Annotated in this window: 1 protein-coding gene; it reads left to right on the top strand. The window is 49.0% G+C overall.

What is annotated here, in order from left to right:
* Window positions 1-14: 14 nt before the first annotated feature.
* Window positions 15-678, top strand: a 664-nt coding sequence (locus J3U37_RS12065; protein ID WP_267375129.1) for a contractile injection system protein, VgrG/Pvc8 family, incomplete at its 3' end; no start/stop codon positions are given.

Genomic DNA, 678 nt, shown 5'->3' with positions numbered 1-678 from the left:
GGTTAGACAGTCAGGTGGTCGAGTCCTCAGTCAGGGTGCAGGATTACAACTACCGGGATGCCAAAGCCAGTTTACTCAGTGATGTCAACAGTCAACCGAAAGAGACCACCACCTACGGGACAGATTACCGCTATGCTGAGCACTATAAAGGCTTAAATGCAAATGGCGTAAAAACCGCGCAGGGTGATGATGAAAGCCAAGCAAGTGACAATGATGACAGCGCTGATGAAAAAGATAATAGCCGCCATATTGAAAGCGGACAATGGTATGCACGTATTCGTCATGAACACGCAATCAGTGAAAAAATCATCATCAGCGGCGCCAGCAACCACTACAATCTGGCACCGGGGCAACGGATTCACATAAAAGGCAGCCCGCTGGCTGATATCGATGACGGCGTGATTATTTTAAGTGTGGAAGGACAAGGTAACCGCACCGATGCTTATGAGCTACGCTTTACGGCGATACCGTATCAAGCCTTCAAACCTTACCGGCCAAAACCGATAGCCTGGCCGACAGTCGGGGGAACATTACCGGCACGGGTCACCAGTCCGGATAATGACACTTATGGTTATATCGATACGCAGGGTCGATATCGGGTCAAATTCAACTTTGACTTAAAAAACTGGAAAAACGGTGAAGAGAGCCTGTGGGTCAGATTAGCCAAACCGTATGCCG

Origin of the sequence: Gilliamella sp. B3172 (assembly GCF_026536465.1) — a bacterium.
Taxonomy (GTDB): domain Bacteria; phylum Pseudomonadota; class Gammaproteobacteria; order Enterobacterales; family Orbaceae; genus Gilliamella.
This window is presented reverse-complemented; position numbering and strand designations above follow the sequence as displayed.